Genomic DNA, 16,413 nt, shown 5'->3' with positions numbered 1-16,413 from the left:
CTCTTCGCGAGCAGGCTCGCTCCCACATGGGGTCTGTGTCTTGCACACATTCACTGTGGGAGCGAGCTTGCTCGCGAAGGCGCCCTGTCAGCCAGCGCTGACCTCACTGGTGTCCTTGATCAGATGCGCCGCCAACGTCCGCAACGGCCCCAACTGCCGGCAGATCAACGCCAGTTGCGTCTGCACCAACCGCTGCCCCTCATCGATCTCGTCGGCCATTTGCTCCAGCTCATTGGCCAGCGCTTCTTCTTCATCACTCTGAATCGCCACCGGCTGCTTGTTCGCCAAACCTTGGGCGATTTCATCGATGCTCGTCGCCAGCTTGACCCCGGCGCCATCAATCAACTGCTCACGCACATCGGCGGGTAACTGAGTTTCCCGATGCGCACCCAGCCCTGACAGATAACTCAACAAGGTATGCGACAACACCAGAAAGCGAAAACCGACATCCGCTTCCTTACGGAAATGTCCCGGTTCCATGAGCATGTTCGCCAGTGTCGTCGACAGCGCCGCATCAGCGTTGTGTGCATTGCGTCGGGCCAGCCGATAGGCGAGGTCGTCGCTTTTGCCGGCGGCGTATTGCTGCATGATCTGGCGCAGGTAGATGCTGTTGCAGGTCAGGGTGTTGGCCAGCACTTTGTTCAGGCGTCGGCCCTGCCAGTCCGGCAGGAACAGGAACACTGTCAGCCCGGCAATCAAACTGCCGAGCAAGGTATCGAACAACCGTGGCAGGAACAGTCCGTAACCGTCGCCGACCTGGTTGAAGCAGAACAGCACCATGATGGTGATCGCCGCCGTCGCCAAGGTGTAGCGGGTGGTGCGGTTGGTAAAGAACACCACGCCGGCAGCGATGGCGAAACAGGACTGCACCAACGGACTCGGGAACAGATCGAACAGCGCCCACGCCACGGTCAGGCCGATGGCGGTGCCGAGGATCCGTTGACCGAGCTTGCGCCGGGTCGCGCCGTAGTTCGGCTGGCAGACGAACAGCGTGGTGAGGATGATCCAGTAGCCTTGCGACGGGTGAATCAGGTGCACCATGCCGTAGCCGATACTCAGCGCCAAGGGCAGGCGCAGGGCATGACGGAACAACAGAGAAGTCGGCGTCAGCTGCGTGCGCAGGCGAATCCACACATCCTTGAGATTGCGCGGCGAGCGGTCGAGCAGGCTGCTGTCGGTCGCATCGGCCAAGGCATCGGGGTTGCTCGCGTCGCTGAGCAAACGGTCGAGGGTGCCGAGGTTGGCGGCCAGTGCGCGCAGCGAACGCAGCAATCCGCGCCACGCCGGATTGCTCTGAATACGCAAGTGTTCGAGGGACGCATCGAGATCGCTCAGGGCTTCGGCGAAACTCGCGTCGTAAATGAACGGCTGGCGCATCTGGATCGATTCGGCCAGTGCGCGGCAGGCTTTGCCTTGCTGGCGCAACAGGCGCTGGCAGCGGAACAGCACGTCACTGTGGAAGAACGCTTCGGCCAGCGCGTTGTACGGATAGTGTGAGGAGCTGGCGCGTTCGTGGATGTCCTGAGCGAGGAAGTACAGCTTCAGGTAACGGCTGACTTTCGAACCGGGGCGGCCGTTGCCGACGCGGTGCAGGATGATTTCCTTGGCACTGTTCAGCGCCGCCACCACGCGACCGTTTTGCTGGGCCAGTTCCAGCCGCCGCGCCTCCACATCCATTTGCCGGATCGGCTCGAACAGCGAGGATTTCAATTTCAGGTAAAAGCCCAGCTCACGGAATAATCGCGCCAGACTTTGCTGCACCGGCTGGTTGGAAAACAGCGCCTGCCACACCACCGAGAGCAAGCCGTACCACGCCGCACCGGCGACCAGCAGCATCGGCTCGTGCCAGAAGTCGGTGACCGCGCCACCGCGCTGGTCAACACCGATCATCGTGTACACCGACAGAATCAGCGTCGCCGAGGCAATCGCGCCATAACGCTCGCCGAGCGCACCGAGCATGGTCAGGCCGAAACTGGCCAGCGCCAAAGCAATGGCAAACACGATGGGGTAGGGGAAGAGCAATTCCACCGACAGCGCGGCGATACTGAAACACACCAGCGTCACCGCGAGGGCATTGAGGCGGCCCTGCCAACTGTCGTCGGTCTCGGCCAGGGCGCTGGCGATAATCCCCAGGAACAACGGGATCAGCAGGCCCATTTCATCCTGATACCAGCACAGCGCCATGCTGCCGGTCAGGGCGATGAACACCCGCACGCTGTAGCTGAATTTATCCAGCGCCCACAGGCGCCGCAAAGACTGACGAAACGAGGTCGAGGACATGAAGTGCGAAGGCCTTCCGAGGCGATGCCGCTAAATTGAGCCAGTAATGACGCCGACGCAATGGCGCCGATCACATCTGACAGCAAAAAGTGTTCCTTTTACTTACACCACAAACCACTGTGGGGGCGAGCCTGCTCGCGAAAGCGGAGTGTCATTTAACATTGATGTCGACTGGTACACCGCATTCGCGAGCAGGCTCGCTCCCACTGGGTTTTGTGTTTGAGTTTGGATCAGGCGTATTGCGCGGCGGCGTAGCCGGAGGCCCAGGCCCACTGGAAGTTGAAGCCGCCCAGATGCCCGGTGACGTCGAGCACTTCACCGATGAAATACAGGCCAGGGCTTTTCAGTGATTCCATGGTCTTGGACGACACTTCACGGGTATCAACGCCGCCGAGGGTCACTTCGGCGGTGCGATAACCCTCAGTCCCCGCTGGCACGACTTTCCAGCTGCCGAGCTTCTCGGCGATTTCCGCCAGTTCGGCGTGGGTGTACTGCTTCATCGGCTTGGACGCAAACCAGTTGTCCGCCAGCAGATTGGCCATTTTCTTGGTGAAAATCTCACCGAGCAGAGTTTTCAATTCGCTGTTCGGGCGCTCGGCCACTTGCTGTTGCAGCCAGCTCGCCGCGTCGTGATCCGGCAGCAGGTTGATCTCCACGGTGTCGCCGGATTCCCAGAACGAGGAAATCTGCAAAATCGCCGGGCCACTGAGGCCACGGTGAGTGAAGAGGATGTTCTCGCGAAAGCTCTGATCGTTGCAGCTGACCAGACAATCCACTGACGTCCCGGACAACTCGGTGCAGAGCTCCTTGAGCTGATCGGTGATGGTGAACGGCACCAGCCCGGCGCGGGTCGGCAGCAGCTCGTGGCCGAACTGTTTGGCGACCTGATAGCCGAACCCGGTGGCACCCAGCGTCGGGATCGACAAGCCGCCCGTGGCGATCACCAGCGACTGGCATTGAACCTGGCCTAGGGTGGTGTCGAGCAGGTAACCGTTCTCGACTTTCTCGATGGTCTGGATCGACGTGTCCAGATGCAACTCGACACCGGCCTGATCGCATTCGTCCAGCAGCATGCCAAGGATGTCGCTGGATTTGTTATCGCAGAACAACTGGCCGAGTTTTTTCTCGTGGTACGGCACGGCGTGTTTGCCGACCATGCCGATGAAATCCCACTGGGTGTAGCGCGCCAGTGCGGATTTGCAGAAGTGCGGGTTCTGCGAGAGGAAATTGCTCGGCTCGGTGTACATGTTGGTGAAATTGCAGCGGCCACCGCCCGACATCAGGATTTTCTTGCCGGCCTTGTTCGCGTGGTCAAGCAGCAATACCTGACGCCCACGCCCGGCGGCGGTCAGTGCACACATCAACCCAGCGGCGCCAGCGCCAATGATCACGACTTCGGTAGAGCGCAAAACGGTGTCCTCACACAATGATCGTTCCCACGCTCTGCGTGGGAATGCCGCCATGGACGCTCTGCGTCCGTTGTTATGTGACGCGGAGCGTCACGGGATGCGTTCCCACGCAGAGCGTGGGAACGATCAGGTCAGAGGATGCGGACGCGCAGCGAACGGCCCTTGATCTTGCCGTCGTTCAGACGCTGCAAGGCCTGCATGGCCACGGTGCGGTCAACCGCCACGTAAGCCTGGAAATCGAAGATCGCGATCTTGCCCACCTGTGCACCGGGAATGCCGGCATCGCCAGTCAATGCACCCAGAATGTCACCTGGGCGAACCTTGTCTTTACGGCCTGCGCCGATACACAGCGTGGTCATTGGCGGCTGCAGCGGGGCGAGGCCCTGGGACTTGAGGTTATCGACCTGATCCCAGTTCAACGGCGATTTCTGCAGTTGTTCGATGGCTTGCGCGCGGTGCGCTTCACCCGGCGCAACCAGACTGATCGCGATGCCTTTCTCGCCAGCGCGACCGGTACGGCCAACGCGGTGAATGTGGATTTCCGAATCGCGGGCCAGTTCGACGTTGATCACCATGTCCAGCGCATCGATGTCCAGACCACGGGCGGCCACGTCGGTGGCGACCAGTACCGAGGTACTGCGGTTGGCGAACATCGCCAGCACCTGATCGCGATCACGCTGTTCCAGATCGCCGTGCAGGCCGACGGCGGAAATGCCTTTGGCGGTCAGGTGATCGACGGTTTCCTGAACCTGCTGCTTGGTGAAGCAGAACGCCACGCACGAAGCCGGGCGGAAGTGGTGCAGGACTTTGGTCACTGCGCTCATGCGATCTTCCGGGGAAATCTCGTAGAAACGCTGCTCGATCTGCGTGTCATCGTGGAACGCTTCGGCTTTCACCGTTTGCGGATCACGCATGAATTTCGACGCCAGTTGTTTGATGCCCACCGGGTAAGTCGCGGAGAACAGCAGGGTCTGACGACGTTCCGGGGTCTTGACGATGATGTCTTCGATGGCGTCGTAGAAACCCATGTCGAGCATGCGGTCGGCTTCGTCGAGGATCAAAGTGTTCAGGCCATCGAGGACCAGCGAACCCTTGCGCAGGTGCTGCTGGATGCGGCCCGGGGTGCCAACGATGATGTGCGCGCCGTGTTCCAGCGAAGCAATCTGCGGACCGAACGACACGCCGCCGCACAGGGTCAGGACCTTGATGTTGTCTTCGGCACGGGCCAGACGACGGATTTCCTTGGCGACCTGGTCGGCCAGCTCACGCGTCGGGCAGATCACCAGTGCCTGGCAACCGAAGTAGCGCGGGTTGATCGGGTTGAGCAGGCCGATGCCGAACGCGGCGGTCTTGCCGCTGCCGGTCTTGGCCTGGGCGATCAGGTCCATCCCCTTGAGGATCACCGGCAAGCTCTGCGCCTGGATCGGCGTCATCTGGGCATAACCGAGGGATTCGAGGTTAGCCAGCATGGCGGCGGACAGCGGCAGAGTATTAAAAGCGGTGGCGATGGTGGTCACGGGACTGGCCTGCAAAACAAAATGTCGCGCAGTGTAGCAGCCCCGTGCCACTTTCTTCGAAAGTTCTGGACGAACAGTGGTTAATGTTCGATGTGTTCTTCCGGGCGTTTGGCGCGCCGACCGTCTTCTTTCGACAGTTGCGAGAAGATTGTCGCGGCGAGCATTGCCATGATGCCGACGGTGACGAAGGTCAGCTGGAACGCACCGAGCACGGTCTCGACGCCATCGTTACCGACCTCTGCTGTAAACCCGCCGAGCAACGCACCGGCGCACGCCACCCCGAGACTCAGCGACAACTGCGCCACCACCGAGAGCAAGCTGTTGCCGCTGCTGGCGCTGGCGTCGTCGAGGTCGATCAGCGTCACCGTGTTCATCGCGGTGAATTGCAGCGAGTTGATCGCGCCTAGCACTGCCAGCAGGCACAGCAGCAACCAGTACGGCGTCTGCTCGCTGACCAGCCCCATGCTTGCCAGCATGATCCCCAGCGCCAGCGTGTTGCCGGTGAGGACGATGCGATAGCCGAGCCGCTCAATCAGCGGCCGCGCGACCCACTTGGCGATCATCGCCGCTGCGGCCAGCGGCAGCATGCTCATCCCCGCTTGCGACGGTGAATAGCCCAGCGCCACTTGCAGCAGCAGCGGCACCAGAAATGGCAGAGCACCGCTGCCCAAGCGGGCAAAGAGGTTGCCGAGAATGCCGACGGCAAAGGTGCGGGTCTTGAACAACGACGGTGCGAACAGCGGGTTTTCGATGTGCCCGGCGCGCAACCAGTACGCCGCCAGACAGGCCATGCCGCCGAACAGCAGCAACATCACGCGCAGGTGCGGCAAGTGCAATTCGCCGAGACCTTCCATGGCGATGGTGATCAGGATCATCGCCGCGCCAAACAGCAGGAAACCCAGACTATCGAAGCGCGTGCGCTCGGTGCCGCGCAGGTCGGGAATGAATTTCCACACCGCGTAGCAACCGATCACCCCGACCGGCAGGTTGATCAGGAAGATCCAGTGCCACGTCAGGTATTCGACCATCCAGCCACCCATGGTCGGGCCGATCAGCGGGCCGAGCAGGCCGGGGATGGTGATGAAGCCCATGATCCGTACCAGTTCGGATCGCGGATAGGCGCGTAATACGACGAGGCGACCGACCGGCAGCATCAGCGCACCGCCAAGGCCCTGAATCACCCGCGCGCCGACCAGCATGCTCAGGCTGCTCGACAAGGCGCAGAGCAGCGAACCGAAGCTGAACAGCAGAATCGCGCCGAAGAAGATTTTCTTGGTACCGAAGCGGTCGGCGATCCAGCCTGAGGCGGGGATCAGCAGGGCCACGGTGAGCATGTAGGCGATGATCACGCCCTGCATGCGCAAGGGGTCTTCGGCCAGATCGCGAGCCATGGCTGGCAGCGCGGTGTTGAGGATGGTCCCGTCGAGGGACTGCATGAAGAAAGCGATAGCGACGACCCACGGCAACCAGCGGGCGGTGATGGCGTCGAGAGGCGGGCGGTTGGGCATGGAACCTCTTGTTGTCTGTTTGATGATCGTTCCCACGCTCTGCGTGGGAATGCCTCAACGGACGCTCCGCGTCCGCTTTTGGCTGGGACGCAGAGCGTCCCGGGCTGCATTCCCACGCAGAGCGTGGGAACGATCGCTGTCAGAGGGTGAGCGTGAGTCGGCTCACCAGTGCCCCCGGCAGCAACGCCGAGGAGGTATTGCGCTGGCTATACGTACTCGCCGACAGCAGCAACTCGCGCTCGGCGGTCAACGCTTCCAGCTGCGAACCGAGCAGGCTGTAAGCACTGTCATCAAAGCGCATGGTGCTCACCGGCGCCTGGATCTCGCCGTTCTCGACCCAGAAGGTCGCGAAACGGGTCATGCCGGTCATGCGTGCCGCCGGTTGATCCGAGTAGTTCAGGTACCACAGGTTGCTGATGTACAACCCGGTGCCCAACTGCTTGAGGATCTCTGCTTGCGACAGATCGCCCGCCGCCATGTTCAACGCACTCGGCATTTCACCACCGCCGGCGCCGTTGGCGGCCAGACCGTATTCGGCCGCACTGCGCGAGCCGACCAGTTGATCGCCGGCCTTGCCTTCGACGATCAGCCGCAGATCGCTGCGCGGGTAACCTTCGCCGGAAAACGCCGGGCTCAACGATTCACTGACTTTCTCATCCAGCGACACCAGCGGGCTGAACGCCTGATCACCGACATACAACTTCTGCAACGGGCTGCTTTTGCTGGCAATCGACTGCGCCGAGAAACCGCCCCAGCTCAGCATGCCCATGATTTCTTCCAGCGCCGCCGGTGCCAGATAGGCGCGGTACTGCCCCGGCGCCAAGGTGCGCAGCGGGCGGCCGAGAAACTCCAGTTGCTCGCGTGCCTGGCCGAAGCGCTTGGCGAAGCCTTCGCTGCTCCAGTCATGCCCGGCGTAGCTGGCTTTCACCGCTTCGCCATTGTCGTGGAACAGGCTGAAGTCGAAGTTGAAGCTGTTGGCCTGATGCCAGCCAAATGCGCCTGAAGAACTGGCGAAACCACGGCTGATCGGGCCGGCAGCATAAAAGCCGACCAGATCCAGACCTTCGGCAGCGGCACAGATTTCATCGACAACCTGTTCGGTATCCGGCAGCGGATGCTCCTGCACGTTCTGACTCTGCCAGCCGTTGTGATTGAGCAGCAGGTACGGATCCTGCGGCAGCAACGGCAGGGTTTCGCGCAGTTGTTGCAGGCCTTCGGCGAGGCGTTGCAGATCGCCTTCCTGATCACCGGACAGGGTGACTTGCAGGTCGGCATGACGCCCGTCGTTGATCAGTTTCAGAACGATGTTGGTCTGCTGCACTTGCCCGGCCTGCCGCACCTTGGCGTGATTGAAACGCACGAACGCCGACGATTCGGCGGCGAAGCTGAGGGTGAACTGTTCCGGCTCGCGCACGCTGTCGCGCAGCCAATTGACCATGACCTTGAAGGCGTCGGACTGACTCTTCGAAATGCTCATCAGGCGTCTCCCCCAAACACATCAATATTGCTGAATACGCAGGCCGGCGAAGCGTGGCCAACGCGGATCACCTGGTTCGGTTCGCCCTTGCCGCAGTTCGGCGTGCCCAGCACCTTGACGGTGTTGGCGTCGCCGACGGCGCGCAGGCTTTTCCAGAAGTGCGCGGAAATCGCCCGGTAGTTCGGATTTTTCACCACGCCTTTGAGTTCACCGTTTTCGATCAACTGACCCCATTCGCAGCCGAACTGGAATTTGTTGCGCGCATCGTCAATCGACCACGAGCGGTTGGTGCTCATCAAAATGCCGTGCTCGATGCCTTTGATCAACTGCTCAAGCGGCTGGTCGCCCGGTTCGATATTGAGGTTGGCCATGCGGTCGATCGGCGCGCGGTTCCAGCCGCAGGCGCGGCTGTTGGCGACGCCATCCATCCCGGCACGGTATTGCGACAGCGCACCGCCCAGCGGACGCAGCAACAGGCCATCGCGGATCAGGAATTGTTTGCTCGCTTTGCTGCCGTCGTCGTCATGACCGTAGCTGGCCAGTTCTTCGGGAATACCCGGATCGAAGGTCACGTTGAGCAGTTTGGAGCCGTATTGCAGGCTGCCGAAGTCGCTGGCTTTGACGAAACTGGTGCCGGCGTAGTTGCGTTCGTCGCCGAGGATGCGGTCGAGTTCCAGCGGGTGGCCGATGGATTCGTGGATCTGCAGCATCATCTGGTCCGGCATCAACAGCAGGTCGCGCGGGCCTTGCGGAGTGTTCGGCGCGAGCAGCAGTTGCAAGGCCTGATCGGCGACCTGCGGACCGGCGCCGATCAAGCCGCAACGACTGATCACGTCAGCGCCGCCCTGTTGGCCGAAGTTCTCGCGGCCGAGGCTGCGGGTCTGGCTGTCTTTGCCGTCGTAAGCGGTGACGTCGAGACCTGGATAGACGAAGCGCTGGGCCTGGCGCAATTCAGCCCCGGCGCTGCTCAGATAGATCTGTTCGACGTGGGTGATGCCGATGCTCACTTCCCAGTTCACCAGGCGCTCATCCTTTGGCACCGAGGCGGATTCCGCACCGAGCAACTCAAAGCATTCGCTCAGGGACGGGAAGGGTTGTTCGAGATTGGGCGAAAAGTAATCAGCGCGATCGCTGGACACTGGCTGATCGCGCAGGTCGAGCAAGGCGTGCGGCTTGAGCCGGCGCGCTTGCAGCTCGGCGCGTTCGAGGGCGGCCTGCAGACCTTGTTGCGAGAGGTCGTTGGTTGCCGCGTAGGCCTCAACGCCGTTGACGCGCACGGTGAGCATCGCCCCTTCGTCGCGGCTCAGGCTCGGCGGTTCGGCGACGTTTTTACGCACCGACAGGTACTGCCCGGATTCGCGTACGTATCGCAGGGAAAAAAACTCAGCGCCCGTGCGCAAGGCAGCGAAGCGCTGCTTGAGCTGGGGGTGGAAATCGAACATTCGGGAACCTCCTTGTCAGGGGGAAGCGGTAGAGCAGCGGCGGGGAGGGGGTGAAACGGTTGCGCGAGGTCTAGAGTAGGCCTGCGTGGGGGTAGGATCAAGTGAAGAGGGGGTGTAGGGGGATTTACTGTGCGAGGCAGGAGATCGTTCCCACGCTCTGCGTGGGAACGCCGCCATGGACGCTCTGCGTCCGCTGTGTGACGCAGAGCGTCACGGGATGCATTCCCACGCAGAGCGTGGGAACGATCACTTCAGGCTACTGAGCAGCCGGGGTGATATCACGCATCGGCTTGCCCTTCACCGGCGCATCGCCCGCTACATAGTAAGCAGCCGTGCTGCGCGGCAGTGGCTGGCGGCCACGGATCTTGTCGGCGATTTTCTCGGCGATCATGATCGTCGGCGCGTTCAGGTTGCCGGTGGTGATGATCGGCATGATCGAGGCATCGACCACACGCAGGCTCTGCATGCCGTGCACGCGACCTTCGCCATCCACCACAGCCATCTCGTCGGTGCCCATCTTGCACGAGCAGGACGGGTGGAACGCAGTTTCGGCGTGCTCGCGGATGAACTTGTCCAGCTGCTCATCGGTTTGCACTTCGATGCCCGGGCTGATTTCGCGGCCACGGAAGGCGTCGAGTGCCGGCTGCTGCATGATTTCACGGGTCAGGCGGATGCCGTCGCGGAATTCCTGCCAGTCTTGCTCAGTGGCCATGTAGTTGAACAGGATGCTCGGGTGCTGGCGCGGGTCTTTCGACTTGGCCTGGATGCGACCACGGCTTGGCGAACGCATGGAACCCATGTGCGCCTGGAAACCGTGCTCTTTCACACCGTTGCTGCCGTTGTAGTTAATCGCTACCGGCAGGAAGTGGTACTGAATGTTCGGCCATTCGAATTCCGGACGCGAACGGATGAAACCGCCGGCTTCGAACTGGTTGCTGGCGCCGATGCCGGTGCCGTTGAACAGCCACTCGGCACCGATGGCTGGCTGGTTGTACCAGAGCAGCGACGGGTACAGCGAAACCGGCTGAGTGCACGCGTATTGCAGGTACAGCTCAAGGTGATCCTGCAGGTTTTCACCGACGCCCGGCAGGTCGTGAACGACCGGGATGTCGAGCGACTTCAGCAGTTCGGCAGGGCCGACACCGGAGCGCTGCAGAATCTGCGGCGAAGCGATGGCGCCGGAGCACAGCAGGACTTCTTTGCGCGCTTTGACTTCAACGCGCTCTTCGGCGTCGCCGACCAGGTAACGCACGCCAACCGCACGCTTGCCTTCGAACAGAATCTTGTCGGTCAGGGCGTGGGTGACGATGGTCAGGGTCGAACGCTTTTTAGCGGTGTCGAGGTAGCCACGGGCGGTGGAAGCACGACGGCCGTTCGGCGTCACGGTGCGGTCCATCGGGCCGAAGCCTTCCTGCTGGTAACCGTTCAAGTCTTCGGTGCGCGGATAACCGGCCTGTACGCCGGCTTCAACCATGGCGTGGAACAGCGGGTTGTTGCCAGCCTTCGGCGTGGTCACGCTGACCGGGCCTTCGCCACCGTGGTAATCGTTCGGGCCGATGTCGCGGGTTTCCGCTTTGCGGAAGTACGGCAGGCAGTCGAGGTACGACCAGTTTTCCAGACCTGGCAATTTTGCCCAGCCGTCGTAGTCCATCGCGTTACCACGGATGTAGCACATGCCGTTGATCAGCGAAGAACCGCCAAGGCCTTTGCCGCGACCGCATTCCATCCGACGACCGTCCATGTGTGGCTCTGGATCGGTTTCGTACGCCCAGTTGTAGCGACGACCTTGCAGCGGGAATGCCAGGGCAGCCGGCATTTGCGTGCGGAAGTCGAAGCGGTAGTCCGGGCCGCCTGCTTCGAGCAGCAGAACGGTGACGCCAGCGTCTTCAGTCAGACGGGTCGCCAGGGTGTTACCGGCCGAGCCGGCACCGATGATGATGTAATCGAATTCTTGGGACATTGAATGCACCCTCTTTAGATGTGGTCAGGTCGGGCCTGACGAGTGCTTTGCACTCGATTCGCAAGCAGGCTCGCTCCCACATTGGAATGGGATCTCCTGTGGGAGCGAGCCTGCTCGCGAAGACGGCCTCACGAGCAATACAAGACTCGGGTCTTAGAACACCGAGACGTAATCGCCCAGCTCGACCTGTACCGATTTGATGCGGGTGAAGTTGTTCAGCGAGCTGATGCCGTTCTCACGGCCAACACCCGACTGCTTGTAACCGCCGACCGGCATTTTTGCGTCGGACTCGCCCCAGGCGTTGATCCAGCAGATACCGGCTTCCAGTTGATGAATCACGCGGTGGGCGCGGTTCAGGTCTTTGGTGACGATACCGGCGGCCAGGCCGAAGTCGGTGTCGTTGGCGCGGCGGATCACTTCTTCTTCGGTTTCGTAGGAGAGGATCGCCATCACTGGGCCAAAGATTTCTTCGCGGACGATGGTCATGTCGTCGGTGCAATCGGTGAACACGGTTGGAGCCACGAACGCGCCTTTGGCGAATTCGCCGTCGGTCAGACGATCGCCGCCGCACAGCACGCGAGCGCCTTGTTCTTTACCTTTGGCGATGTAGCCCAGCACGCTTTCCATGTGCGCGAAGCTGACCAGCGGGCCGAAGTTGGTGTTTTCGTCTTCCGGGTTGCCAACGCGGATGCGTGCAACGCGTTCAACGATCTTGGCTTCGAAAGCGGCTTTCAGGTGCGCCGGTACGAACACGCGAGTGCCGTTGGTGCAGACCTGACCGGAGCTGTAGAAGTTGGCCATCATCGCGGTGTCGGCAGCGCGATCGAGGTCGGCGTCGTCGCAGATGATCAGCGGGGACTTGCCGCCCAGTTCCATGGTCACGTCTTTCAGCGACGAAGCCGAAGCGCTGGCCATGACCTTCTTGCCGGTGTCGGTGCCGCCGGTGAAGGAGATTTTTTCGATGCGCGGGTGCTCGGTCAGCCAAGTGCCGACTTCACGGCCGCTGCCGGTCAGTACGTTGAACACACCGTTTGGAACGCCGGCTTCGGTGTAGATCTCGGCCAGTTTCAGGGTGGTCAGCGAGGTGACTTCGCTTGGCTTGAAGATCATCGCGTTACCGGCCGCCAGGGCTGGAGCGGATTTCCACAGCGCGATCTGGATCGGGTAGTTCCACGCGCCGATACCGGCAACCACGCCCAGTGGCTCGCGACGGGTGTAGACGAACGAAGTGTCACGCAGCGGGATCTGCTCGCCTTCGATGGCCGGCACCAGGCCTGCGTAGTATTCCAGCACGTCAGCGCCGGTGACGATGTCGACGTACTTGGTTTCGGAGAAGGATTTACCGGTGTCCAGAGTTTCCAGTGCGGCCAGTTCATCGTTGCGCTCGCGCAGGATGTCGACGGCACGACGCAGGATGCGCGAACGCTCCATGGCGGTCATCGCAGCCCAGATTTTCTGGCCCTTTTCAGCGCTGACCACGGCGCGCTCGACGTCTTCCTTGGTCGCACGTTGCACCAGTGCGAGGACTTCACCGTTAGCCGGGTTGATGGCTTCGAAGGTGGCATCGCTGCCGGCGTCGGAGTACGCGCCATCGATGTAAAGTTTTTGCAGTTCGAAACGGGCCATAGTGTCCTCGCAAGTGCATTGGTGGTTGGCGTTGACCACCGCGGTGAGGCTGCGGTGGCGTTCAGGGGCCGAGCGTTTTCTGTGTGCTCTAGCTCACCTTCTTGGCCAATTGGAAATCCATGTATTCGTAAGCGATCTGTTGCGCCTGCGCCGTGTCGAAAGCATCTCCCGACAAAGCGCCGCGCAACCACAAGCCGTCAATCAACGCTGCCAGGCCACGCGCTGCGGTGCGCGCATCTTCGAGCGGCAACACACGGCGGAACTCGCAGCACAGGTTGGAATACAGACGGTGATCGTTGATCCGCTGCAACCTGTGCAAAGACGGCTGGTGCATGCTGGTGGCCCAGAAGGCCAGCCAGGTTTTCATTGCCGGGCCATTGACCTGGCTGGCGTCGAAGTTGCCTTCGATGATCACCTGCAGATGCGCCCGTGGGCTGTCATCTGCCAGCGCCTGACGGCGCGCGGTGACGCTCTCGCTGAGGGCTGTCATCAGATACCGCATCGTGGCGGCAATCAGGCCGTTCTTGTCCTGAAAGTAATGACTGATGATGCCATTCGAGACACCGGCCAAACGGGCGATCAGCGCAATGCTGGCGTCCCCCATTCCGACCTGATCGACCGCCTGCAAAGTGGCTTCGATCAGTTGTTGGCGGCGGATGGGTTGCATACCGACCTTGGGCATCTAGCACATCTCCTTAGGCCTTCCGAGCGGCGAATCACGCCTATCGGATTGACGGCCAGTCTATTTTGTTTTGATTGAACGTTCAATCAACAAAGAATAAGATCTGCGACAAATCGTCGCTGCCTACAGATTTTTCCTACGTGTAAGTGGCGATAAAACCGACATCCGAAAAAGCTCGAAACCTGCGTGGGGCATGGCGCGGTTCGCGATTCGATGGACGTGTTGAAAGGGCAAGACGCTCACGGCCAGGTTTCGGATGAACGTCCGTCCACCTTCGGCCACGAAAGCGATTCGCAGCGCCATTTCGGCAGGTTCGGGCATTTTTCGGGGTGTCTTTATATCACCCGCCGGTCGGCTGCCAACTAACCGATTGGTCGGGTTCCGTGTTGCCTTGTGTTCTTCTCTCGCACTGCCTGGAGCATTTGTGCCATGAGTTCTGCCTCGCTTATAAAGACCCCGCCCGAGAAGGTGACGGTCAACGGTTGGGTGTTTTACACCTCTACCGCGCTGATTCTGTTGTTGACCGCCATTCTGATTATCGCCCCGCAAGAGGCCGGCAGACTGTTGGGTATCGCTCAGGCCTGGTTGTCGCGCAGCTTCGGCTGGTACTACATGGTGGTCATCGCCGCCTACCTGGTGTTTGTGGTGGGCCTGGCGTTTTCCTCGTACGGCAAACTCAAACTGGGCAGCAAGGACGACACCCCGGATTTCAGTTACGGCGCCTGGGCGGGGATGCTGTTCTCGTCGGGTATCGGTATTTCGCTGCTGTACTTCGGCGCATCCGAGCCGCTGGATCACTACTTCAATCCGCCGGAAGGCGCATCGGCCACCAACATGGCCGCGCGTCAGGCTGTACAGCTGACGTTCCTGCACTGGGGCCTGCACGGCTGGGCGATCTACGCACTGGTCGGTCTGGCCGTGGCGTACTTTGCTTACCGTCATAACCAGCCGCTGGCCCTGCGTTCGGCGCTGTATCCGCTGGTCGGCGAGCGTTGGGTCAAGGGCGCGGCCGGTCACGCGGTGGACGGCTTCGGCATGTTCGTGACCCTGCTGGGTCTGGTGACCAACCTGGGGATTGGTTCGCTGCAAGTGTCCTCGGGCCTTGAAAACCTGTTCGGCATGGAACACAGCAACACTAACCTGTTGATCGTGATCATCGTGATGAGCACCGTGGCGACCATCGCTGCCGTGTCCGGCGTGGAAAACGGCATCCGTCGTCTGTCCAACCTGAACATCGTGCTGTTCAGCGGTCTGCTGATTTTCGTGCTGCTGTTCGGGCCGACCCTGCACCTGCTCAACGGCTTCGTGCAGAACATCGGTGACTACCTCAATGGCATCGTGCTGAAAACCTTCGACCTTTATGTGTACGAGGGCGACAACGCCAAGTCCGAGCGCTGGATGGGCCTGTGGACCCTGTTCTACTGGGCGTGGTGGATTTCCTGGGCGCCATTCGTCGGCATGTTCATCGCGCGTATCTCCCGTGGTCGTACCGTGCGTGAACTGGTGGCTGGCGTGCTGCTGATTCCGCTGGGCTTCACCTTGGCCTGGCTGTCGATCTTCGGTAACTCGGCGCTGGATCTGGTGATGAACCAGGGGGCGGTTGAGTTGGGCAAGACGGCGCTGGAACAGCCGTCGATGGCGATCTATCAATTGCTTGAGCACTACCCGGCGTCGAAAGTCGTCATCGGTGTGTCGATCTTTGTTGGCTTCGTGCTGTTCCTGACCCCGGCCGACTCCGGCGCGGTGATGATGGCGAATCTGTCCTGCAAGGGCGGCAACGTCGATGAAGATGCGCCGCACTGGCTGCGGATCTTCTGGTCGGTGGTGATCACCCTGGTGACCATCGGTCTGCTGTTTGCCGGTAACTTCGAAGCCATGCAAACCATGGTGGTGCTGGCCGGTCTGCCGTTCTCGGTGGTGCTGGTGTTCTTCATGTTCGGCCTGCACAAGGCGATGCGCCAGGACGTGCAGATCGAACAGGAGCAGGCGCAACTGGCGGAGCGCGGTCGTCGTGGTTTCAGCGAGCGTCTGACGCAACTGGACCTGCAACCGAGCCAATCGGTGGTGCAGCGTTTCATGGACAAGCAGGTCAGCCCGGCGCTGGAAGATGCCACCGCGCAGATGCGTGCGCAGGGTCTGGAAGTGCAGACGCTGTTGGGTAAATCCAAGCGTTGCATGGGTGTGCGCGTTGAGATGGAAGAGGGCAACCCTTTCGTTTACGAAGTGAGCCTTGACGGCTATCTGGCGACCCCGACTGAATCGGCGCAATCCGATGAAGCGCGTCAGCGTTACTACCGCGCTGAAGTGTATTTGCACAACGGCAGCCAGGATTACGACCTGATGGGCTTCACGCAGGATCAGATCACGCGGGATGTGCTCGATCAGTTTGAAAGCCATCGGCAGCTCCTTGGCCGGGTGTACAGCTAAAGTCAAAAGCCCCCTCACCCCAACCCTCTCCCCAAGGGAGAGGGAGCTGACCGAGGTGTCTGGCGTTGTACATCGACCTGAAAGA

The 16,413-nt window shown here is 61.1% G+C and carries 10 protein-coding genes and 1 pseudogene; 1 reads left to right on the top strand and 10 read right to left on the bottom strand.

Annotated features, from left to right (window positions below; all coding sequences use genetic code 11):
• Positions 1 to 87: 87 nt before the first annotated feature.
• The 10 genes and pseudogenes from yccS to betI all read right to left on the bottom strand — a co-directional run bounded on the left by yccS (position 88) and on the right by betI (position 13,901).
• On the bottom strand, positions 88 to 2,280 hold the full coding sequence (gene yccS / locus PspS49_RS27385; protein ID WP_160042155.1) for a YccS family putative transporter: 2,193 nt from the start codon (positions 2,278 to 2,280) through the stop codon (positions 88 to 90).
• A 126-nt stretch (positions 2,281 to 2,406) separates the two neighbouring features.
• A pseudogene (locus tag PspS49_RS29950) lies at positions 2,407 to 2,520 on the bottom strand (metal ABC transporter ATP-binding protein); the annotation flags it as partial.
• Entirely contained in the window at positions 2,511 to 3,689 is a 1,179-nt protein-coding gene (locus PspS49_RS27380) for an NAD(P)/FAD-dependent oxidoreductase (protein ID WP_127930068.1), read from the bottom strand. The pseudogene PspS49_RS29950 and the gene PspS49_RS27380, both read right to left, overlap by 10 nt.
• Before the next feature lie 131 nt (positions 3,690 to 3,820).
• On the bottom strand, positions 3,821 to 5,158 hold the full coding sequence (gene dbpA / locus PspS49_RS27375) for an ATP-dependent RNA helicase DbpA (RefSeq protein WP_230669476.1): 1,338 nt from the start codon (positions 5,156 to 5,158) through the stop codon (positions 3,821 to 3,823).
• A 128-nt stretch (positions 5,159 to 5,286) separates the two neighbouring features.
• On the bottom strand, positions 5,287 to 6,714 hold the full coding sequence (mdtD, locus tag PspS49_RS27370; protein WP_160042152.1) for a multidrug transporter subunit MdtD: 1,428 nt from the start codon (positions 6,712 to 6,714) through the stop codon (positions 5,287 to 5,289).
• A gap of 139 nt (positions 6,715 to 6,853) precedes the next feature.
• Positions 6,854 to 8,191 (bottom strand): TldD/PmbA family protein, encoded by a 1,338-nt coding sequence (locus PspS49_RS27365; protein ID WP_160042150.1) that lies wholly within the window; start codon positions 8,189 to 8,191, stop codon positions 6,854 to 6,856.
• Positions 8,191 to 9,633 (bottom strand): TldD/PmbA family protein, encoded by a 1,443-nt coding sequence (locus tag PspS49_RS27360; protein ID WP_160042148.1) that lies wholly within the window; start codon positions 9,631 to 9,633, stop codon positions 8,191 to 8,193. Before PspS49_RS27360 ends, PspS49_RS27365 begins: the two co-directional genes overlap by 1 nt.
• 256 nt (positions 9,634 to 9,889) lie before the next feature.
• On the bottom strand, positions 9,890 to 11,593 hold the full coding sequence (gene betA / locus PspS49_RS27355; protein ID WP_127930064.1) for a choline dehydrogenase: 1,704 nt from the start codon (positions 11,591 to 11,593) through the stop codon (positions 9,890 to 9,892).
• 153 nt (positions 11,594 to 11,746) lie between these two features.
• Complete coding sequence (gene betB / locus PspS49_RS27350; protein WP_077574839.1) at positions 11,747 to 13,219, bottom strand: betaine-aldehyde dehydrogenase; 1,473 nt, start codon at positions 13,217 to 13,219, stop codon at positions 11,747 to 11,749.
• Between the two features lie 88 nt (positions 13,220 to 13,307).
• The gene (betI, locus tag PspS49_RS27345; protein ID WP_034153602.1) at positions 13,308 to 13,901 is read right to left on the bottom strand and encodes a transcriptional regulator BetI; all 594 of its coding nucleotides are present in this window, start codon (positions 13,899 to 13,901) and stop codon (positions 13,308 to 13,310) included.
• 429 nt (positions 13,902 to 14,330) lie between these two features.
• Here betI and betT point away from each other — a divergent pair, with 429 nt between their 5' ends.
• Positions 14,331 to 16,328, top strand: coding sequence for a choline BCCT transporter BetT (gene betT, locus PspS49_RS27340; RefSeq protein WP_095050249.1), 1,998 nt, complete (start codon positions 14,331 to 14,333; stop codon positions 16,326 to 16,328).
• Positions 16,329 to 16,413 lie beyond the last annotated feature (85 nt).

Origin of the sequence: Pseudomonas sp. S49 (assembly GCF_009866785.1) — a bacterium.
Classification (GTDB): Bacteria; Pseudomonadota; Gammaproteobacteria; order Pseudomonadales; family Pseudomonadaceae; genus Aquipseudomonas.
This window is presented reverse-complemented; position numbering and strand designations above follow the sequence as displayed.